17 protein-coding genes and 2 pseudogenes are annotated in these 20859 nt (G+C 69.0%); 16 read left to right on the forward strand and 3 right to left on the reverse strand.

Features of this window, described 5'->3' with window-relative positions; all coding sequences use genetic code 11:
- Positions 1-52 precede the first annotated feature (52 nt).
- The 7 genes and pseudogenes from pilG to IAE60_RS07840 all read left to right on the forward strand — a co-directional run bounded on the left by pilG (position 53) and on the right by IAE60_RS07840 (position 10908).
- Positions 53-454 (forward strand): twitching motility response regulator PilG, encoded by a 402-nt coding sequence (gene pilG / locus IAE60_RS07815; RefSeq protein WP_162110591.1) that lies wholly within the window; start codon positions 53-55, stop codon positions 452-454.
- Positions 455-507: 53 nt separating this feature from the next.
- Positions 508-1038, forward strand: a complete 531-nt coding sequence (locus IAE60_RS07820) for a chemotaxis protein CheW (RefSeq protein WP_162110615.1) — start codon at positions 508-510, stop codon at positions 1036-1038.
- A gap of 34 nt (positions 1039-1072) precedes the next feature.
- Positions 1073-3109 (forward strand): methyl-accepting chemotaxis protein, encoded by a 2037-nt coding sequence (locus tag IAE60_RS07825; protein WP_185895338.1) that lies wholly within the window; start codon positions 1073-1075, stop codon positions 3107-3109.
- Positions 3110-3199: 90 nt separating this feature from the next.
- A pseudogene (locus IAE60_RS19025) lies at positions 3200-5779 on the forward strand (Hpt domain-containing protein); the annotation flags it as partial.
- A gap of 654 nt (positions 5780-6433) precedes the next feature.
- A pseudogene (locus IAE60_RS19030) lies at positions 6434-9202 on the forward strand (response regulator); the annotation flags it as partial.
- The gene (locus IAE60_RS07835) at positions 9195-10427 is read left to right on the forward strand and encodes a chemotaxis protein CheB (protein WP_187574452.1); all 1233 of its coding nucleotides are present in this window, start codon (positions 9195-9197) and stop codon (positions 10425-10427) included. The pseudogene IAE60_RS19030 and the gene IAE60_RS07835, both read left to right, overlap by 8 nt.
- A 10-nt stretch (positions 10428-10437) precedes the next feature.
- Positions 10438-10908, forward strand: coding sequence for a chemotaxis protein CheW (locus IAE60_RS07840; protein ID WP_187574453.1), 471 nt, complete (start codon positions 10438-10440; stop codon positions 10906-10908).
- Positions 10909-11001: 93 nt separating this feature from the next.
- On the opposite strand, the gene IAE60_RS07845 is transcribed toward IAE60_RS07840, so the two are convergent.
- Together IAE60_RS07845 and bioA are read right to left on the reverse strand one after the other, a co-directional pair.
- Entirely contained in the window at positions 11002-11733 is a 732-nt protein-coding gene (locus IAE60_RS07845) for a 16S rRNA (uracil(1498)-N(3))-methyltransferase (RefSeq protein WP_187574454.1), read from the reverse strand.
- A complete protein-coding gene (bioA, locus tag IAE60_RS07850; RefSeq protein ID WP_484573269.1) occupies positions 11724-13097 on the reverse strand; it encodes an adenosylmethionine--8-amino-7-oxononanoate transaminase in 1374 nt (457 codons plus the stop codon). The genes IAE60_RS07845 and bioA overlap by 10 nt, the downstream gene beginning before the upstream one ends.
- A 101-nt stretch (positions 13098-13198) precedes the next feature.
- On the opposite strand from bioA, the gene nudE reads away from it, so the two are divergent.
- The 6 genes from nudE to IAE60_RS18650 all read left to right on the forward strand — a co-directional run bounded on the left by nudE (position 13199) and on the right by IAE60_RS18650 (position 16718).
- Positions 13199-13747: an ADP compounds hydrolase NudE gene (nudE, locus tag IAE60_RS07855; protein ID WP_185895344.1), complete on the forward strand. Its 549-nt coding sequence runs from the start codon at positions 13199-13201 to the stop codon at positions 13745-13747.
- Positions 13744-14580, forward strand: coding sequence for a 3'(2'),5'-bisphosphate nucleotidase CysQ (gene cysQ / locus IAE60_RS07860; protein WP_185895345.1), 837 nt, complete (start codon positions 13744-13746; stop codon positions 14578-14580). The genes nudE and cysQ overlap by 4 nt, the downstream gene beginning before the upstream one ends.
- Complete coding sequence (mazG, locus tag IAE60_RS07865) at positions 14564-15385, forward strand: nucleoside triphosphate pyrophosphohydrolase (protein WP_187574456.1); 822 nt, start codon at positions 14564-14566, stop codon at positions 15383-15385. The genes cysQ and mazG overlap by 17 nt, the downstream gene beginning before the upstream one ends.
- Positions 15386-15530: 145 nt before the next feature.
- Complete coding sequence (locus IAE60_RS07870) at positions 15531-15854, forward strand: YnfA family protein (protein WP_162110600.1); 324 nt, start codon at positions 15531-15533, stop codon at positions 15852-15854.
- Positions 15855-15870: 16 nt separating this feature from the next.
- Positions 15871-16173 (forward strand): Mpo1-like protein, encoded by a 303-nt coding sequence (locus IAE60_RS07875; RefSeq protein ID WP_187574457.1) that lies wholly within the window; start codon positions 15871-15873, stop codon positions 16171-16173.
- Between the two features lie 233 nt (positions 16174-16406).
- Positions 16407-16718, forward strand: coding sequence for a hypothetical protein (locus IAE60_RS18650; protein ID WP_222937219.1), 312 nt, complete (start codon positions 16407-16409; stop codon positions 16716-16718).
- 28 nt (positions 16719-16746) lie between these two features.
- On the opposite strand, the gene IAE60_RS07885 is transcribed toward IAE60_RS18650, so the two are convergent.
- Complete coding sequence (locus tag IAE60_RS07885; RefSeq protein WP_222937221.1) at positions 16747-17094, reverse strand: DMT family protein; 348 nt, start codon at positions 17092-17094, stop codon at positions 16747-16749.
- Positions 17095-17214: 120 nt separating this feature from the next.
- Here IAE60_RS07885 and IAE60_RS07890 point away from each other — a divergent pair, with 120 nt between their 5' ends.
- The 3 genes from IAE60_RS07890 to IAE60_RS07900 all read left to right on the forward strand — a co-directional run bounded on the left by IAE60_RS07890 (position 17215) and on the right by IAE60_RS07900 (position 20858).
- Complete coding sequence (locus IAE60_RS07890) at positions 17215-17916, forward strand: response regulator transcription factor (RefSeq protein WP_056879702.1); 702 nt, start codon at positions 17215-17217, stop codon at positions 17914-17916.
- A gap of 49 nt (positions 17917-17965) precedes the next feature.
- Positions 17966-19237: a sensor histidine kinase gene (locus IAE60_RS07895; protein ID WP_185895349.1), complete on the forward strand. Its 1272-nt coding sequence runs from the start codon at positions 17966-17968 to the stop codon at positions 19235-19237.
- 97 nt (positions 19238-19334) lie between these two features.
- On the forward strand, positions 19335-20858 hold the full coding sequence (locus IAE60_RS07900) for an efflux RND transporter periplasmic adaptor subunit (RefSeq protein ID WP_187574459.1): 1524 nt from the start codon (positions 19335-19337) through the stop codon (positions 20856-20858).
- Position 20859 lies beyond the last annotated feature (1 nt).

A 20859-nucleotide genomic window follows, 5' to 3' on the forward strand; every position in this document is an offset into this window, starting at 1 on the left:
GCAGCGGGGCCGGTTCGTCTATGAAGCCACGCGCGCACGGGGAAATCAGGTAATGACGCAGAACGAAGGCCAGGCCGGTGGATTCCACGGCCTACGGGTCATGGTGATCGATGACTCGAAAACCATCCGCCGCACCGCGGAGACCCTGCTCAAGCGGGAGGGTTGCGAAGTGGTGACCGCGACGGACGGGTTCGAGGCCCTGGCCAAGATCGCGGACCAGCAGCCGCAGATCATCTTCGTGGACATCATGATGCCGCGCCTGGATGGCTACCAGACCTGTGCGCTGATCAAGAACAACCAGGTGTTCAAGTCCACGCCGGTCATCATGCTGTCGTCCAAGGACAGCCTGTTCGACAAGGCGCGTGGGCGCATCGTCGGCTCGGAGCAGTACCTGACCAAGCCGTTCACGCGCGAGGAACTCCTCGACGCCATCCGCGCCCACGTCAGCACCTGAGGGGCTGGCGGCATGGCGACCATTCGCACTGAGTGCACAGGGGGCGGGCCATGATCCGCACACCGTTCGATACGCTGGCCGAATACGAGCGCCGGAGCCTGGCGCATGCCGTCGCCCAGCCCGCCCGCGAGATCGCGCAGGACCAGTACCGCGGCGTGGGTTACCGCGTGGGCAAGCGCCGGCTGATCTCCAACTTCGGGGAAGTGGTGGAAATCGTGCCGATGCCGCCGGTCACGCCGGTGCCCGGCGCGCAGCCGTGGCTGCTGGGGATCGGCAACCTGCGCGGCAACCTGTTCCCGGTAGTGGACCTGAAGCAGTTCCTCGAGGGCGAGCGCACCGTGCTGCACGAGGGCCAGCGCGTGCTGGTCATGCGCCAGGCCGGCGGCGATGTGGCCCTGACCATCGACGAACTGTACGGCCAGCGCAGCTTCCACGAATCGCAGCAGGTCGAGCCGGGCGATCTGGCGGACGGCCGCTACGGGCATTTCATCGATCGCGCTTTCGCCAGCGACGATCAGCGGTGGGGGGTGTTCGCGCTGGGCCTGTTGGCGCGCACGCCGGAATTCCGCCAGACCGCGCTCTGAGCGCGAACGACAAGCACTATCCAGGGGTTGAACGATGAGCACTGCGACGGATTCTCCTAGCGCCAGCAAGATCGGCAGTTTCGGCAACAGCTTCTGGCTGGCGCTGCTGGCGATCTCGGTGATCGTCTTCGGTGCCAATACCGGTGTGTCCACTTACAACGGCAGTCGCCTGTCCGGCGCCAGTACCGGCGCATCGGACATGCGCGTGCTGTCGCAGCAGCTGGCCAACCAGGGCCGCGAGGCCGTGGCCGGCAACGCCGAGGCGTTCAAGGCGTTCAAGGAAACCAAGCAATCGGTCGAATCCACCGTCTCCGACCTTCAAGCGCGCTATGGAACCGATGGCACCATCTCCGGTCCGCTGGCCAAGCTGAGCGCCACCTGGGCGCCGCTGGGCAAGAGCGCCGACCAGATCGTCGCCTCCGAGGCCGCGGTGCTGGCACTGGCGGGCAACGCCGACCGCTTCGCCACCCAGGTGCCCAACCTGCAGGCGCAGCTCAACGAAGTGGTGCGTGCCATGTCGGCCGGCGGCGCGCCGTCCTCGCAGATCTACAGCGCGCTGCAGCAGGTCGTGCTGGCCGGCACGATGGCCCGCCGGGTGACGGAAATCCGCGCCGGTGGCGCCGGCGCCGCCACCGCCGGCGACGCGCTGGGTCGCGATGCGGTGCTGTTCGGCCAGGTGCTGGACGGCCTGCGCGACGGCAACCCCGACCTGGGCATCGCGGCGGTCCGCAACGGTGCGGCGCTCGCGGCGCTGCAGAACTCGCAGACCCTGTGGACGGCGATGAAGAAGGACCTGGACGCGATCCTGGCCAGCTCGCGCAACCTGTTCGCCGCGCAGTCCGCCGCCGCCGCGCTGACCAACGGCTCCGGCCAGATGTTGCAGGACAGCACCAACCTGTTCCAGGCGTTCTCGGCGTTCGGTTCGGTCCGCGACACGCGTTTCTTCCCGAACTTCTGGCTTGGCATCGCGTCGGGCATCGCGGCGCTGGTCTCCATCATCGGCCTGCTGTACTCGTTGTACCGTACCCGCCAGCGCGAGCAGGAAGTGCGCTACCAGACCCAGGTGGAATACAACAGCCGCAACCAGCAGGCGATCATGCGGCTGCTGGACGAAATCAGCTCGCTGGGTGAAGGCGACCTGACGGTGAAGGCGTCGGTGACCGAGGACATGACCGGCGCCATCGCGGACGCCATCAACTACGCCGTGGACGAACTGCGCAACCTGGTGACGACGATCAACGACACCTCGGTGCAGGTGGCCGCGTCGACCCAGGAAACGCAGGCCACCGCGCTGCAGCTGGCCGAGGCCGCCGGCCATCAGGCCGACCAGATCACCACCGCCTCCGACCGCATCAGCGAGATCGCCACCAGCATCGACCAGGTGTCGAAGAACTCCACCGAATCCGCCGAAGTGGCGCAGCGCTCGGTGCAGATTGCCACCGAGGGCGCGGGCGTGGTGCGCGAGACCATCCGCGGCATGGACCAGATCCGCGACCAGATCCAGGAGACCTCCAAGCGCATCAAGCGCCTGGGCGAGTCCTCGCAGGAAATCGGTTCGGTGGTGGAACTGATCAACGACATTTCCGAGCAGACCAACATCCTGGCGCTCAACGCGGCCGTGCAGGCGGCCTCGGCCGGCGAAGCGGGCCGCGGTTTCGCGGTCGTGGCCGACGAAGTGCAGCGCCTCGCCGAGCGCACGTCGCTGGCGACCCGCCGCATCGAATCGCTGGTGCAGACCATCCAGGCCGACACCAACGAAGCCGTCAGCTCGATGGAGCAGACCACCGCCGAAGTGGTGTCCGGCGCCCGCCTGGCCGAGGACGCGGGTACCGCGCTGGGCGAGATCGAACGCGTGTCGAACGATCTCAACAACCTCATCAAGAACATCTCCTCCGCCGCGCAGCAGCAGTCCACCGCGGCGTTGGACATCACTCAGACCATGGGCGTGATCCGGCAGATCACCTCGCAGACCTCGCTGGGCGCGGGCCAGACCGCCGAATCGATCGGCCACCTGGCGCAGCTGGCGTCGGACCTGCGCCGTTCGGTCGCCGACTTCAAGCTGCCGGGCTGAGGACGGGACGTACCGCATGAATTTCCTACGCCATCCCGCCCGCCAGCAGCGCGAGGCTGACGGTTCCGCCGTCGCCGCGGGAGCCCGCCGATGAGTGCGCTGCGCGAAGCCATGAGCCACGCCGTGCTCGGCTGGGTGAAGCCCGAGCTGGACGAGACCCTGCGCCTGGTGCGGCAGGAGATCGAGGCCTTCGTCGAGACGCCCGCGGATACCAGCCGCATGCGTTTTTGCGCCGGTTACCTGCACCAGGTGCAGGGCACGCTGCGCATGGTGGAGCTGTATGCCCCGGCGATGGTGGCCGAGGAGCTGGAGCTGCTGGCCAAGGCGTTGCAGGAAGGCGCCGCGGGGGATCGCGACGAGGCCTGCGCCACGCTGATGCGCGGCGCGGTGCTGCTGCCGGATTACCTGGAACGCCTGCAGGAAGGCCATCGCGACATCCCCATCGTGCTGCTGCCGCTGCTCAACGAGATCCGCGCCGCGCGCGGCGCGTCCGGGCTCAACGAAAGCATGCTGTTCCCGCCGGGCATGGGGGAGGTCGCCGCGCCCAGCGAGGCCGAGATCGACCACGCGCGCAGCAGCCTGAGCGGGCGCAACCGCGAGCTGCTCGACACGGTCGGCAATGCGGTGAAGGAAGAACTGCTGCGGGTGAAGGATGCGCTGGACCTGCACCTGCGCACCGGCAGCGACGCCCACGACCTCGAGCCGCAGGTCGCCGAGCTGGGCAACGTGGCCGACACGCTGGGCATGATGGGCTTGGGCGTGGCGCGCGACGTGGTGATGCAGCAGCGCGACACGCTGCGCGACGTCGTCGCCGGCAGCCGGCCGGCGGACGAAGGCACGCTGCTCGATGTGGCCGGCGCGCTGCTGTACGTGGACGCGTCGCTGGACGACCAGGTCGCCCGGCTGGGCAGCGCCGGCGATGCCGCGCCCGACCCGAGCACCGCCGAATCCCAGCGCACCGTCGAGGTGCTGGCGCAGGAAGCGATCATCAATTTCGCCGGCGCGCGCGAGCGCTTCGTGGCGTTCATCGAGACCAACTGGGACCACGGCGAACTGGCCGAGGTGCCGCGCCTGCTGGACGAAGTGGCCGGCGCGCTGCGCATGCTCGAACTGGGCCAGGCGGGCGACTACGTGACCGGCGTGCGCCGCTATGTCGGCAGCGAGCTGATCGGCAAGAAGCGCGTGCCCGGCGGACAGCAGCTGGACACGCTGGCCGACGCGATGGCCAGCCTGGAGTACTACCTGGAAGCGCTGCGCGAGCGGCGTCCCAATCGCGAGGACATCCTCGAGATCACCCGCGGCAGCCTGGAGGCGCTGCGCTACTGGCCGCTGCCGCCCGAGGCGCCGGCCGAACAAGAGGCGGCTGTCATCACCGCACCGGCGGTGGCCGCGACCGAACCCCCTGCGGCACCCGCGATCGAGGCACCGACCGCGCAGCCCGCAGAGGACACCGCGCCCGCACCGTCCTTCGGCGCGCTGAGCCTGGAGCCGCTCGATACGGCGCCCGTGCTGGGCGACGCGAATCCCTTCGATCCGGTCGGTTTCGAAGAGGCCGCTGCGGACGTCGAAGCCACGACGTTCGTGGTCGAGCTCGAAGAACAGGCGGCTGCGTCGGCGCCGGACGACGCGCCGGTCGAACCCGAGGCGCCTGCGGCGCAGGAAGAGGCCGCTGCGTTCGCCCCGTCCACACCGGTCGAGGCGGAAGAAGACGCGCTGCCGGATCTGCGCCACGAGATCGCGGCCGCGGCCGCCGCGTTGCCGGCGGCGACCGTGGTGGGCGGCTTCGATGGCGACGCCACCGACATCGACGACGAGATCCGCGAGGTCTTCCTGGAGGAGTTCGACGAGGAGATCGTCAACCTCCGCCAGCTGCTGCCGGTATGGCGCAGCAATCCCGAAGATCTGGAGCGGCTGCGGCCGATCCGTCGCGTGTTCCACACGCTGAAGGGCAGCGGGCGCCTGGTCGGCGCCAAGACGCTCGGCGAGTTCAGCTGGAAGGTGGAGAACATGCTCAACCGCGTGCTGGACCGCACGCGCGAGCCCAGCCACGCCGTCGAAGCGCTGCTGGAACAGGCCTGCGATGCGCTCCCGCAGCTCAACGCCGCACTGCGCGGCCAGGGCAGCGTGACCGCCGACCTGGCCGGCCTGCAGGACGTGGCCGATCGTCTTGCCGCCGGCGAAGACGCCTACTACAGCGCTGAAGCCCCGGTGCTGGCCGAGGATGAGGAGTTCGTCGAGCCCGCCTACGTCGCTCCGGTCGCAGAGGACGTGCCGGCCGTGTTCGAGCCGGAAACCGAAGGTACGCCGGCGTCGGTGGACGCGGTACTGCGCGAGATCCTGGAAACCGAAGTCGACAACCACCTGGACACCGTCGACACATGGCTGCAGAAGGCGCAGGTGGAGGCCACGCCGGTCAGCGAAGAGCTGCTGCGCGCCTTCCACACGATGAACGGCGCCCTGGCCATGGCCGACGTGCCCGAGATCACCCACGTCACCGCGCCGGCGGAACAGTACGTCAAGCGCCTGCTGGCCGCCGGCGAGACGCCCACGCCGGAAGGCGTGGCCGCGTTGGCCGACACCGCGCAGGCGATCCGCCGCAGCGTGGCGGCCCTGCAGGCGCCGTCGCCGCGGATTCCCGTATTCGCCGCGCTGTCCGCACAACTGGTGGCGCTGGGCGACAGCCTGCCCGACCTGCGCGCAGGCGCGCAGATCGTCGATGACGCCCGCCAGGGCACCTACGTGGGCCAGACGCCCATCGCCGCGCCGGTCGGGCCGTCCGACGTGGAGCTGCTGGCGATGGACCTGTCGGCTTACCTCGATACCGAGGCGGCCGAGGTGGCGGGTGGATTCGCCATCGCCGATACCGTCGATGGCGAAGGCGCCGCAGGACTCCCGACGGACACGGGCGCCGCGCTTCCGGCCGAAGCTGAGGAGGCCGTGTCGCGGGAGGACATCCCCGCCGACCTGCCCCAGGTCCCGGCACCCACCGACCAGAGCGTCACTTTCTACGACATCGACTACCGCATCCTGCCGCGCACGCAGGTGCCTGACGCCGAGGCGGCGGTGCCATCGAGCGAAGAGGCACGGCAGGACGAAGTGCCACCCACGGTCGACGACATTGCCGTCGACGGGGCCGATGCCGGGCCGCATGACGTGGAAGAGACCGTTTCGACTGACGCGCCCGCCCTGCAGGCGGCGGATGAAGCAGAGCGCGCGTCGGACCAGACCGCCGTCGTGGACGACGAAGCCCTGGTGGTCGATGGCGATATGCCCGCCTTCCTGAGCGAGACGGATGCCGCACCGGCGACCGGGACGGACGGGGGCGAGCAGGCGGCCGATGATGCCACGGCGCATGACGAGACTGGTGCCGTCGTGTCCGAGGAGCAGATCGAAGCCGGTGCGGCCGAGCCCGCCCCGGAGCCGGAGATCGCCGAGGCCGTCGACACGATCGAGGCCATCGAAGAAACCTCCGTCGAGGACGATGCCGTGGAAGCCATCGACACGCCTTCGTCGACGGTGGAGGACGTGGCCGATGCGGATGCCGATGTCGACGCATCGCCGACCGTCGACAGCCTCGCGGCGGAAGATGCTTCGCCGGAACCGGTCGAGGTCGACGAGATCGTCGAGGCCGTGGAAGTCGTCGAAGTGGTGGACGCATCCGAAGCGGAAGCTCCCGCATCGCAGGACGTCGAACCCGTTGCCTCCGTCGAAGCCGAGGAGTCTGCCGTGACCAGTGCGCCCGCCGACATGCCGGAGCCGGAGGAGGCCCTCGACCTGACCGGGCTGGACCTGGACCTGGTCGAGATCTTCATCGAGGAAGGCAACGATCTGCTCGACCACTCCGACGACCTGCTGGCCAAGCTGCGCGAGACGCCGGAAGACCGCGCGCTGGTGATCAGCCTGCAGCGCGACCTGCACACCCTGAAGGGCGGTGCGCGCATGGCCGGCATCCACGCCGTCGGCGATCTGGGTCATGCGATCGAGTCGATGCTGGAATCGATCGCAGGCCAGCGCACGGAGCTGGACCGCCGGGCGATCCAGCTGCTCGAGCGCGGCTTCGACACCCTGCATGCGCAGCTGGCGCGCGTCACCGCGCGTCGCGCCGTGACCATCCCGGACGGCATGATCGCCGAGTTCAATGCGCGTGCGCGCGGCATCGAACTGCCCGCCGCGCCGGAAGTCGCCGCGGCGGCTCCCGTGTCGATCGAGCTGGCGCCGTTGTCGGCCCCGATCGAGACCGACCTGGCCGCGCCCGTGGAGGAGGAGTTCTTCCCGATGGGCCAGCAGGAGCAGGTGCGCGTGCGCGCCGACCTGCTGGACCGGCTGGTGAACCACGCCGGCGAGGTCGCCATCTACCGTGCGCGCCTGGAACAGCAGATGGGTGCGTTCCGCGGTGCGATGGCCGAACTGGACCGCACCAACATCCGCCTGCACGACCAGCTGCGCCGCCTGGACCTGGAAACGGAAGCGCAGATCGTGGCGCGTTACCAGCGCGAGCACGACAAGCAGGACCCGACGTTCGATCCGCTGGAACTGGACCGCTTCTCCACGCTGCAGCAGCTCAGTCGCGCGCTGGCCGAATCGGCCGCCGACATCAGCGGCCTGCAGGGCGTGCTGGACGATCTGTCGCGCCAGTACGACAGCCTGCTGCAGCAGCAGTCGCGCGTCAGCTCGGAACTGCAGGACGGCCTGATGCGCGCGCGCATGGTGCCGTTCGAAGGCATCGTGCCGCGCCTGCGCCGCGTGCTGCGCCAGGCGGCCAGCGACACGCAGAAGCAGGTGAACCTGCAGCTGTCCGGTACCCACGGCGAAATGGACCGCAACGTGCTGGAGCGCATGACCGCGCCGCTGGAGCACCTGCTGCGCAATTCGGTCGCGCATGGCCTGGAATCGCCGGAGGCGCGCCGCAAGGCGGGCAAGCCGGAGGAGGGCACCGTGCAGGTCGCGCTGCGCCGCGAAGGGTCGGAAATGGTGCTGGTCGTCTCCGACGACGGTGCCGGCCTGGACCGCGAGGCGATCCGCCGTCGCGCCGAGCAGCGCGGGCTGATCCAGCCCGGCGCCACGCTGGCCGACGCCGATCTGGACCGCCTCATCCTGGAGTCCGGCTTCAGCACCTACGACCAGGTCAGCCAGCTGGCCGGCCGTGGCGTGGGCATGGACGTGGTGTACAACGAAGTGCGCCAGCTGGGCGGCTCGCTGGACATCAGCTCCACGCCGGGCCAGGGCGCCACCTTCACCCTGCGCCTGCCGCAGACGCTGGCGGTCACCCAGGCGGTGTTCGTGCAGATCGGCGAAACCCAGTTCGCCGTGCCGGTGGCGGCGGTCAGCGGCATCGGCCGCATCAGCCACGCGCGTTTCAATGCGGGTACCGGCGCCTATCACTACGGTGGCGAGGACTATCCGCTGTACAACCTCGGCCATCTGGTGGGTCACGGCCCGGCCAAGGCCGAGGGCCAGGCCCAGGTGCCGCTGCTGCTGGTGCGCGCCGGCGACCTGCGTGCGGCCGTCGCCGTGGACCAGGTGCTGGGCAACCGCGAGATCGTGGTCAAGCCGGTCGGCCCGCAGATCGCCTCCATCCCGGGCATCTACGGTGCCACCATCACCGGCGATGGCAGCGTGGTGGTGATCCTGGACGCCGCACCGCTGGTGCGCCGCCACCTGGCGCAGCCGGCACAGCCGGCCCAGCCCACGGCGGCCGTCGAGCAGCGCCGCGTGCCGCTGGTGATGGTGGTGGACGACTCGCTGACCATGCGCAAGGTGACCAGCCGCGTGCTGGAACGCCACAACTTCGAGGTCTCGGCCGCGCGCGACGGCGTGGAAGCGCTGGAAAAGCTGGAGGAGCGCGTGCCCGACCTGATGCTGCTGGACATCGAGATGCCGCGCATGGACGGTTACGAGCTGGCCACCACCATGAAGGCCGATCCGCGCTTCAAGGACGTGCCCATCGTGATGATCACCTCGCGTACCGGCGACAAGCACCGCCAGCGCGCCTTCGACATCGGCGTGCAGCGTTACCTGGGCAAGCCGTACCAGGAGCTGGACCTGATGCGCAACGTGTACGACCTGCTGGGAATCGCCCGTGTCCGTGAGTGAAGCCAAACGCGTCGCCCTGCTGGCGCGCCCGGGCGAGGCGCGCGAGCGCCTGCGCGTGGCGCTGCATGAAGCGGGCGCCGACATCGTGCTGGAAGACGACCCCAATACGCTTGACGCGGATGCCCTGGGCGGCAGCGCGCCCCAGGTGGTGCTGGTGGCGCTGGAGCCGGCCATCGAGGACAGCCTGGAACGCTTCGATAGCGTGCTGCACGATCCTGCCGTCGCGGTCATCTTCGACGAAGCCGATCTGGCCGCGCGTCGACAGGGCTGGGATGCGCAGCGATGGGCGCGCCACCTGGCCGCCAAGCTGCACGGCCACCGCGATGTCCTGCCTCCCGGTCGCGAAGAGGACGTGGTCCTGCAGCTGGAACCCGGCCTGCCGGTGACGCCCGCGCAGCTGCACGAAGGCGACGGCATCGCTCGGCATCTGGAGGAGGCGGCCGACCGGGCGCTGGACCTGCCGAGCGACGATTTCGCCTATACCGGTGGCCTGCAGGCGCGCCCGTCCGGCGATCAGGTCGTGGATGCCGATGACTGGCTGCGCACCGCCGGCCTGGAAACGGCCCAGGCATCGTCTCCGGCCGTGCCTCCGCCGCTGCCCGAGGTGCCGTCGGTCCCGCCGCCGGTACCGACGCCTAAGTTCGACCTGTCCAGTCTGGAACTGGAACCGCTGGATGCCGGCAGTACGTCGGCGGCCGCCCGCGTGCAGGGCGCCGTGCTGGTCTTCGCCGGCATCGGCGGCCCCGATGCGGTACGCAAGCTGCTCGCTGAGCTGCCGGAGGGATTCCCCAAGCCGCTGCTGGTGCACCTGCGCCTGGATGGTGGCCGCTACGACAACCTGGTCCGGCAGATGGAGCGCGTGGCGCACATGCCGGTGGTGCTGGCCGAGGCCGGTACGCCTGCCGAAGCGGGGCATATCTATGTGTTGCCCGGCGACGTCGTGCCGTTTGTGGATGCCGGCCAGGTGGCGTTCCGCCCGGGCGCGGTGATCCACACCATGATCCCGCAGTTGCCGCCCGCCGACAGTGCGGTACTGCTGCTCAGCGGCAGCGACAGCGCGCTGGTCGATCCGGCCGCGACGCTGGGCACGCAGGGCGCGCTGGTGCTCGGCCAGTCGCAGGAAGGCTGCTACGACCCGGCCGCGCCGCGCGCGCTGGCCGCCCGTGGTGCCGACCTGGGCACCCCCGTGCAGCTGGCGCAACGCCTGACCGACCGCTGGTTCTGAGGAACATACGATGGCCCATTCCAACGACGAGATCCGCGGCGTCCTGATCCAGGCGGGCGAGCATCGCCTGCTGCTGCCCAACGCCACCGTCGCCGAGGTGCTGACCCGTGCGCCGGTCGAGCCGATCGCCGACATGCCCGATTGGCTGCCGGGCCGGATCGACTGGCACGGCTGGCCCGTGCCGCTGGTGGCGTTCGGCCGCCTGAGCGGCAATGCGAACGAGCCGGTCGCGCTGAACAGCAAGATCGTGGTGCTCAAGGCGTTGAGCGGCGACAAGGAGCGCCCGTATTTCGCGCTGCTCACGCCCTCGTTCCCGCGCCTGGTGTCGGTGCCGCGCGATGGCCTGCTGGCCGACGCGACCGAGGAAGAGCTCCCGGTCGGCGTGAAGGTCCGCGTGCTGCTTGGCGACGAAGCCGCCGTGCTGCCGGACCTGGAAGTCGTCGAAACGATGATCGGCGAAGCGCTGGCCAACGCGGCCTGACGCAGTCTGCGTAGGGCGGGCTTCAGCCCGCCATCGCGGATCCTCTAGGTGAAGCGGCTTTCCACGATATGTGCTGGCGGGCCTGGGCCCGCCCTACAGGTCGCCGAATCTCGACTGCAGCGTGGCGATGGCGGCCAGACCGGCGGTTTCCGTGCGCAGGATGCGCGGGCCAAGCCTCAGCCCGGTGAATCCGGCCGCCGACAGGGTGTCGCGATCGCGCGGCGACCAGCCCCCTTCCGGGCCGATCGCGACCACCACCGCGCCCGTCGTGACCTGCACGGTCGCCAGTGACAAGTCGCCGGTGGGGTCGAGCGTAAGGCGCAGCGGATCGCTGGTGATGCCGCGCGCGGCGTCGTTGAGCGCGGTCGGTGCCGACAACCCTGGCAACCGTGCACGGCCGCTCTGTTCGCAGGCCGAAGCGATGACGCTGCGCCAATGCGCCATGCGTTTCTCGGTGCGCTCGGCGTCCAGCTTCACTTCGGTGCGCTCGGCCATGACAGGGACGACCGCAGCGACCCCCAGTTCGGTCGCCTTCTGCAGGATCAGGTCCATCTTCTCGCCACGCGCGATGCCCTGCAGCAGGGTGACGTGCAGCGGCGATTCGTTTTCGACCGCGCGCGACGCCAGCAGTTCGACCACCACCTCGCGCTTGCCGATGGACGCGATGCGGCCGTCATGATCCTGGCCATCGCCGTTGAACAACACGCAGGCGTCGCCCTCGCGCAGCCGCAGCACGCGGGCCAGGTGGTTGGCCACGAGTTCGGGCAGGACGACGCGTGCGCCCGCCTGCAGCGGCAGCGCCACGTAACAGCGGGTCAGGCGCATGCGGTGGCGTCCTCGATGGCATGGCGGGTGACATCGGCGAGCAGCTGCAGCTGCTCCTCATCCACGCAATACGGCGGCATCCAGTACAGCACGTCGCCCAAGGGGCGCAGCACCACGCCCCGTGCCAGCGCGGCGCGGTAGGCCTTCAGGCCCACGCGTGCGGCGGCGGGGAAGGGCGTGGCCTTGTCGCCGTCCCGGGTCAGTTCGAATGCCAGCACCATGCCGGCCTGGCGCACGTCGGCGACATGGCGGTGCGCCGCCAGCGGTTCGGCCAGCGTGGCCATCGCACGCGCGGTCGTGCGGTTGCGCGCCAGGATGTCGTCGTCGCGGAAGACGGCCAGCGACGCCAGTGCGGCGGCGCAGGCCAGTGGATTGCCGGTGTAGCTGTGCGAATGCAGGAAGGCGCGTTCGCGCGAATCGTCCAGGAAGCCGTCGTAGATCGCCTGCGTGGCCAGCACCGCCGCCAACGGCATGAAACCACCGGTCAGGCCTTTCGACAGACACAGCAGGTCGGGCATCACGCCGCTCTGCTCGCTGGCGAACAGCGTGCCGGTACGGCCGAAACCCACCGCGATCTCGTCGGCGATCAGGAACGCGCCACTGGTGTCGCAGAGCTCGCGCACGCGGGTCAGGTAGTCCGGATGATGCATGCGCATGCCACCGGCGCACTGCACGCGCGGCTCGACGATCACCGCGCAGACCTCGCCGGCGTGACGGTCGAGCAATGCGGCCAGCGCATCGGCGGCGCGCGCGGCGCATTCGGCCGGGGATTCGCCCGGCTGCGCCAGGTAGGCATCGGGCGAAGGCGCGAACAGCGCTTCGGCCAGCAGCGGCGCATACACACGCCGGTACAGGGGGATGTCGCCCACCGCGAGCGCCCCGAGCGTTTCGCCGTGGTAGCCGTTCTCCAGCGCGATGAACTTCGTGCGCCGGGTGTCGCCACGGTTGTGGAACCAGTGGAAGGCCATCTTCAGCGCCACTTCCACACCGGCCGAGCCGTTGTCGGCGTAGAACACCTTGGACAGCGGCGCGCGACCGGGCTGCCGCGGCGCGACCGCCAGCAGGCGCTCGGCCAGTTCGACCGCGGGCGCGTGCGTGAAGCCGGCCAGCATCACCTGTTCCAACGCGCCGGCCTGCGCGGCGATGGCGGCGCCGATGCGCGGTTCGGCATGGCCGAACAGGTTGGTCCACCAGCTGCTGACCGCGTCCAGGTAGCGCTTGCCGTCATGGCCGATCAGCCAGGCGCCTTCGCCGCGTGCGATCGGCACCAGCGGCAAGGTGTGCGGATGCTCACGCATCTGGGTGCAGGGATGCCACAGCACCGACAGGTCGCGGTCACGCCAGTCGTCCGCCTCTGCTAGCATTCCCGCTTGATGATCCTGTTGTCGCATCCCCACATGATATCGGGCTCCGCCCCCTGCCGTCGTCGTGCCTCGCGCGCCGGGCGTGGATGCCGCGCCGCCCGATGAGCCGCCTGCCGATCATCCATGGCATCACCCAGCGCACCGACGGGCCGGACCGGCATGTCGAAGAGCTGGACCTGGAATTCAGCAACGGTGAGCGCCGCCGCTACCACCGGTTGCGCTCGCAGGGCCATGGCGCGGTGGTCGTGGTGCCGATGCAGGACGAGGACACGGTGCTGCTGGTGCGCGAGTACGCCGCCGGCATGCACCGCTACGAACTGGGCCTGGTGAAGGGCCGCATCGATGCGGGCGAGACGCCGGAGCAGGCGGCCGACCGCGAACTGAAGGAAGAAGCCGGCTTCGGCGCGCGCCGCATCGACGTGCTGCGTGCCCTGACCCTGGCGCCCACCTACATGAGCCACCAGTCCTGGCTGGTGGTGGCAAGAGACCTGTACCCCGAGCGCCTGCCGGGGGACGAACCCGAGGAGTTGGAAGTAGTGCCCTGGAAGTTGCAAGACCTCGACCGGCTGATGCTGCGCGAGGATTTTTCGGAAGGCCGTTCGCTGGCGGCGCTGTTCATCGCCCGCGAATGGTTGAAAGAGCGGACATGAGCCGCATGACCACCGACCTGCACGAAGCTGTCATCGTCATCGCCCGCGAAGCGGGCCAGGCCATCATGGCCGTGTACGAAGGCACCTTCGACGTACAGCAGAAGACCGACGACAGCCCGCTGACTGCCGCCGACATGGCCGCCCACCAAGTGATCACCGACGGCCTGCGCCGGCTCACGCCGCAATGGCCGGTGCTGTCGGAAGAAGCCGCCGATATTCCCTGGTCCGAACGCAGCCAATGGCCGACTTACTGGCTGGTGGATCCGCTGGACGGCACCCGCGAGTTCATCAAGCGCAATGGCGAGTTCACCGTCAACATCGCGCTGATCGAGCAGAACGAACCCATCTTCGGCGTGGTACACGCGCCGGTGACCGGCGAGACCTGGCACGCCCGCCAGGGCCGCAATGCCTACCGCCGCGTGGGCCAGGTGGATACGCAGATCCGCACGCGCTCGCCCGCGACCGGTGCGCTGAAGGTCGCCGCCAGCCGTTCGCATCGCGATGCGCGCACCCAGGCCTTCCTGGATGCGATGGGCGGCATCGAGGAGATGTCGCTGGGATCGTCGCTGAAGTTCTGCCGCATCGCCGAGGGCGCGCTGGACGTCTACCCGCGTTTCGGCCCGACCAGCGAATGGGATACCGCCGCAGCGCAGTGCGTACTGGAAGCGGCGGGCGGCGCACTGCTGGCGCCGGATGGCCGCGCGTTCCGCTACAACCGCCGCGAGACGCTGCTCAACGGCGACTTCGTCGCGCTGGGCGACATGACGCTGCCGTGGCGGACGTGGCTGGCGCAGGCGCTGGGGGATGAACATGGACATGCCCGCATCGCCTGACGGCGGTGTCGCGCGCCTGCTGGCCATCATGGCCCGCCTGCGCGATCCCGACGGGGGCTGTCCGTGGGATCTGGAGCAGGATTTCTCGACCATCGCGCCCTACACGGTCGAGGAGGCGTACGAAGTCGCCGACGCGATCGACCGCGGCGACCTGCCCGCGCTGAAGGACGAACTGGGCGACCTGCTGCTGCAGGTCGTCTTTCATGCGCAGATGGCGCAGGAGCAGGGCGCCTTCGCGTTCGGCGATGTGGTCGATGCCATCTGCGACAAGATGGTGCGCCGGCATCCGCACGTGTTCGGTGATGCCTCCTTCGCCGATGCCGAAGCGCAGACCGTCAACTGGGAGGCGATCAAGGCCGCCGAGCGCAAGGCTGCCGGCGAGGAGGACACCTCGGCGCTGGCCGGCGTCTCCCGGGGGCTGCCCGAATGGCAGCGCGCAGTGAAGCTGCAGTCGCGCGCGGCACGCGTGGGTTTCGACTGGCCGGGCACCGCGCCGGTGATCAACAAGCTGCACGAGGAGATCGACGAAGTCCGCGTCGAACTCGCCGCGGCGCCGTCGCCCGAGCGCGACGCGCGGCTGGAGGACGAGATCGGCGACCTCCTCTTCGTGGCCGCCAACCTTGCGCGCCATGCGAAGGTGGACGTGGGCGGCGCGCTGCGCCGGGCCAACCTGAAGTTCGAGCGCCGCTTCCGCGCGATGGAGGCGCTGGCTGCCGCCGAAGGCACCACGATGGCGGCGCTGTCGCTGGAGCAGCAGGAAGCGCTGTGGGCGAGGGTGAAGCGAGAGGAGCGCGGCGGGGCGTAAGGACGCTGCCTCAACCCCGCGCCGGATCGTCATTCCCGCGACGGCGGGAACCCGTCGCACTTCCGCGCATCGCTTGTGGCCCGCCCGCGATGCCGTCATGGCCGATGGGCTGGCGGCGGGCCGGGGCCCGCCCTACGCTGTCCGCATGAAGACCCTGTTGCTGTTCCTGGTCACCGCACTGGCCGAGATCGTCGGCTGCTATCTGCCCTACCTGTGGTTGCGCAAGGGCGGCAGCGCCTGGCTGCTGGTGCCGGCCGCGGCCAGCCTGGCGCTGTTCGCCTGGCTGCTGACGCTGCACCCCACGGCTTCGGGTCGGGTCTATGCGGCCTATGGGGGTGTCTACATCACCATGGCGATCTTCTGGCTGTGGGCCGTGGACGCAGTGAAACCCACGCGCTGGGACCTGCTGGGCGCCGGCTTGTGCCTGGCCGGCATGGCGGTGATCATGTTCTCGCCACGCGCCGCCTGACCCTGTGGGAGGGGACATGAGCCGCTTCGCCAGCTTCCGCGATTTCTATCCGTTCTATCTGGCCGAGCACAGCAACCGCACCTCGCGAAGGCTGCATTTCATCGGCAGCTGCGGCGTGCTGGCGTTGCTCGTGCTGGCCCTCGTCGAACGCAATGCCTGGTGGCTGCTCGCCGCGCTGTTCTGCGGCTATGGCTTCGCGTGGGTCGGCCACTTCTTCTTCGAAAAGAACCGCCCCGCGACCTTCAAGCACCCGTTCTATTCCTTTGCCGGCGACTGGGTGATGTTCAAGGACATCCTGACGGGGAAGATCCGGTTCTGATGGAGGATCGTCGGTATCGTCTGGGTCACCGTCAGGGGGACCGCTGGGTGGCCTATCGCCATGCCGCAACGTTCGAGGCTGGCGACAGAGTGATCGCAGGCATGCCGTCAAGCGATCCAGGCGTTCTCCAGTCGTTAGTGAGCTTGCTGCGGGGGCCTTTGCGCCTGCTTTACGTACTACACACCCCGCGCGGCGAGGCGGCAGCTGGTCGCTATGAAAGTCCTGAAGTATCCGTGGAGCAGACCAGCCTCTTCATCCGACGGTTCTCGGACTTTCTGGCAGCCGATGGACGCTTCGATCTCTGGGTCCATTCGGCAACGGATCACGCCACCCTCGTCTGGGACCGGCACGATCAACTGTTCGGTTACGGCCCTGTCGACCTGTTCGTGTCCAGACTCCGCGAGATGGGGTTTGTCGCCGGACGTGTCGAAGTTCCGGGGCAACACGAGCACCATTACCGTGCGGAGATGGATGTGCACGCTGCCGATCTCCTGGCAGCGTTCGACTGGCGTCACAGCCCGCTGCGGCCGGAAGACGAGCAGTAGCCGTTGTCGGAAGGGCGCGTGCCCCGTCCTATTCGTAGAACATCAGGAACGCCGCGCCCACGATCAGGGCGAACGCCGCGTAGTGGTTCCACTTCAGCGGCTGGCCCAGGTACCACGTGCTGAAGCCGGCGAAGACCAGCAGGGTCAGGATCTCCTGGATCGTCTTCAGCTGGACCACCGAATAGACCGCGCTGCCGATCCGGTTGGCCGGCACCATCAGCGAGTACTCGAAGAAGGCGATGCCCCAACTGGCGAGGATCGCCACCACCAGGGGCGCGGACTTGTATTTCAGGTGCCCGTACCAGGCGAAGGTCATGAAGACGTTGGAGGCCAGCAGCAGGCACAGGGGCAGGACGCGTTCGAGCATGGGGGCCATTCGAAGGAAGGGATTGCAGAGCCTAATCCCAACTGCCGGCTGAATGGAGCCGGCGTCTTCACACAGTGTCTACCGGCAGACAGGTAGTTTCACAAACCTGAAGCCTTTCAAGGAGCTGTCATGCGACACAGTCAGGAAACCGCAGGTCTGGTGCTGGTGGTGGAAGACAACCGCAACATTTCCGAGATGATCGGGGAATACCTGGAAGGACGCGGATTCGAGGTCGACTACGCCACCGACGGCCTGGACGGCTACCGCCTGGCCGTGGAGAACAGCTACGACGTGCTGGTGCTGGACCTGATGCTGCCGCGTCTGGACGGCATGGAAGTCTGCAAGCGGCTGCGCAACGAGGCGCGCAAGTCCACGCCGGTGCTGATGCTGACCGCACGCGATACCCTGGACGACAAGCTGACCGGGCTGAGTTCCGGTGCCGACGACTACCTGACCAAGCCCTTCGCGATCCAGGAACTGGAAGCCCGCCTGCGGGCGCTGATCCGCCGCGAGCGCCGCCAGGTGGGTGCCGAAGTGCTGAAGGTCGCCGATCTGGTGCTGGACCCGGTCAGCATGCGGGCCACCCGCGGCGGCACCGAGCTGATGCTGTCGCCCATCGGCCTGCGCCTGCTGACCATCCTGATGCGCGAATCGCCGCGCGTGGTGACCCGCCAGGAGATCGAACGCGAGATCTGGGGCAACGGCCTGCCGGACTCGGACACCCTGCGCAGCCACCTGTACAACCTGCGCAAGGTGATCGACAAGCCGTTCGACAAGCCGCTGCTGCACACCGTGCAGAGCGCGGGCTACCGCATCGCCGACATCGGCTGACCCGGCCGTCCGCGCGCGGCATACTCCGGCTTTCGCCCGACGGATCCCCATGCGCCACGGCCTGCCACGCAAGCTCAGGATCGCCTTCATCCTGCAGGCCGTCATGGTCAGCCTGGCCATCGTGCTGGGCGTGTACCTGATCTCCGCGGTCATCAAGCACAGCCTGATGAACACCGCGCTGCAGGAAGAAGCCGCGCACTTCTGGGAGCTGTATAGCGCCAGCACCGCACAACCCCCGCCGAACACGCACAACCTGCGCGGCTACCTGGTGGTGAAGGGCCATTCCAACCTGGTGCTGCCCGAGAACCTGCGCGACCTCCGGCCCGGCTTCCACGAACTGAAGGACGACGACCTGTTGGTGCTGGTGGACGAACAGCCCGCCGGGCGCCTGTACCTGGTGTTCCTGCGCTCGCAGGCCGAGCGGCTGGCGTTCTACTTCGGTACCGTGCCGATCATCATGACGCTGGTGGCGATCTACCTGGTGTCCTGGCTGACCTACCGCGCGTCCAAGCGGCTGGTCTCGCCGGTCAGCTGGCTGGCACGGCAGGTGGCCGAGTGGGACCCGCGTCGTCCCGACGTCAGCACCCTGGCCGCCGACCGCCTGCCCAATGACGTGCAGGGCGAGGCGCGCCAGCTGGCCGCCGCCCTGCACGGGCTGGCGCAGCGCGTGACCGCGCACGTGGCGCGCGAGCGCGATTTCACCCGTGACGCCAGCCACGAACTGCGCACGCCGCTGACGGTGATCCGCGTGGCCAGCGACATGGCGATGGCCGAGGATTCGCCGCCGCGGGTGGCGCGCGCCCTGCAGCGCATCCAGCGGGCGGGCCGCGACATGGAGGCGGTGATCGACGCCTTCCTGATCCTGGCCCGCGAGGCCGAGGTCGAGCCGCAGAGCGAGGACTTCGACGTGGCCGACATTGTCATGGACGAGGCCGAGAATGCGCGCGCGCTGCTGCTCAACAAGCCGGTGGACCTGGAAGTCACCCTGCATGCGCGCCCGCGGCTGCATGCGCCACCGAGGGTGTTCCAGGTGGTGGTGAGCAACCTGCTGCGCAACGCCTGTTCCTACACGGACCGTGGACGGATCGACGTGATCCTGGAGCCGGACCGGGTGATCGTGCGCGATACGGGCATCGGCATGTCCGCCGAATCGATGGTGCGGGTCTTCGAGCCCTTCTACCGGGCCGACCCCAGCCGGCCGCAGGGCAGCGGACTGGGCCTGTCCATCGTCAGCCGGCTGTGCGACCGGTTCGGCTGGAAGATCGAGCTTGACAGCGAGCTGGGACGCGGCACCACCGCGACGATCCGCTTCGTTCCGTAATCTATACGGGAACCGACCGGCGCGCGGGGCTGTCAACGCCGCGGCCCCCGGTGCGTTACCGTCCCCCGACTCCCCACCTTCCGAGCCGACTCACTGCATGAGCCAGCCTGCCCGTTCCGCCCCGCGCAAGAAGTCCATCGTTCCGTCCCTCCTGCTCGGCATCGCCGTGGTGGCCATCCTCGGTGGAGGCGCCTGGTGGTGGACTGCCCGCAAGGGGGAAGCGGCGGACAGTGCCTACCGCACCGCGACCATCGAACGCGGCGACATCCGCGTGGCGATCTCGGCTACCGGCACGCTGAGCGCCATCTCCACGGTGACCGTCGGCAGTCAGATCTCCGGCCAGGTCACCGACGTGCTGGTCGACTACAACAGCGAGGTCAAGAAGGGCGAGGTGCTGGCCCGCATCGATCCGAGTACGTACGAGGCGCAGATCGAACAGGGCAATGCGCAGATCGCCAATGCGCAGGCCAGCCTGAAACAGGCGCAGGCCACGCTGGCCAATGCCGAACTCGATTACACGCGCAAGGCCGACCTGGGCCGGCAGAAGCTGGTCGCGCAGAGCGACGTGGACCTGGCCCGCGCCGCCCGCGACCAGGCGCGCGCGCAGGTCAACGCGGCGCAGGCATCGATCCGCCAGCAGACCGCGTCGACCCAGACCACCCGCGTCAACCTGGACCGCACGGTGATCCGTTCCCCGGTGGATGGCGTGGTGCTGACCCGCACCATCGAGCCGGGACAGACCGTGGCGGCCAGCCTGCAGGCCCCGGAGCTGTTCACCATCGCCGAGGATCTGTCGAAGATGAAGATCGAGCTGGCCGTCGACGAGGCCGACATCGGCCAGGTCAAGGTCGGGCAGGCGGTGTCGTTCACCGTCGACGCCTTCGCCGACCGCCAGTTCCGCGGGCAGGTGCAGCAGGTGCGCCTGTCGGCCACCACCACCAGCAACGTGGTGACGTACCCGGTGGTGGTCAGCGTCGACAACAGCGACGGCACCCTGCTGCCGGGCCTGACCGTCAACGCCGAGATCGAAGTCAGCAAGCGCGACGACATCCTGAAGGTCTCCAATGCCGCGCTGCGCTACAAGCCGACCGGTGAGGCCGCCACGGCCACCGCGGCCGCACAGGCGCCGCAGGGCGGTCAGAATCGTGGCGGTGGCATCGGTGACGACCTGGCGCGCGTGGCCGGCAGCCTGCAGCTCAAGTCCGACCAGCAGCCCGCGTTCGATGCCGCGCTCACGGCATTGCGGGAACGTCAGGCCGCGCGGATGGCGCAGGCGCAGCAGCGTGGCGCCAGCATGTTCGGCGGCGCTCCCCGGCCGGGTGGCAATGCCGGCGGCGGCAGTGGCGCGATGCAGGCGCAGATGCGCCAGCGCATGGCCGAACGCATGCAGCAGGACTTCGCACCGTTCCGCGCCACGCTGGACGATACGCAGAAGCAGCGCTGGGATGCCGAACTGCGCGCCCTGCTGGGCGCCAAGCGCGCGCCGATCTACACCTTGGTCAACGGCAAACCGGAAATGGTGCAGGTCCGCATCGGCGCCAGCGACGGCACCAGCACCGAGGTGTCCGGCGCGGTGAAGGAAGGCGACGTGGTGGTCGTGGGCGAGCGCGCGAAGGAATGAA

Origin of the sequence: Pseudoxanthomonas mexicana, assembly GCF_014397415.1 — a bacterium.
Lineage (GTDB): Bacteria > Pseudomonadota > Gammaproteobacteria > Xanthomonadales > Xanthomonadaceae > Pseudoxanthomonas_A > Pseudoxanthomonas_A mexicana.